Annotated in this window: 1 protein-coding gene; it reads left to right on the top strand. The window is 53.1% G+C overall.

Annotated elements, in window-relative coordinates:
• The coding region (locus LCF57_RS28450) for a hypothetical protein (RefSeq protein ID WP_226002843.1) at window positions 1-211 on the top strand (211 nt) is incomplete at both ends.

The following is a 211-nucleotide window of genomic DNA, read 5'->3' as shown; positions in this document are numbered from 1 at the left end:
GCAGGACTGGACATTCCGTACGGGAGATATGCAGCCGTATTATACGCAACTGTATCCGCAGGGAAGCGGACAGACGCTTACGCCGAACTTGAACATGATCTTCAGCGAAGCTGTGGAACTGGGAACAGGTCATCTTATTGTGCATCAATGGGATGGAACCGAGGTTGGGCGAATTGACGTAAGCGGAGGTACGGTTGCAGGAGGCACGGTA

This window comes from Paenibacillus sp. BJ-4 (genome assembly GCF_020404765.1).
Taxonomy (GTDB): domain Bacteria; phylum Bacillota; class Bacilli; order Paenibacillales; family Paenibacillaceae; genus Paenibacillus.
This window is presented reverse-complemented; position numbering and strand designations above follow the sequence as displayed.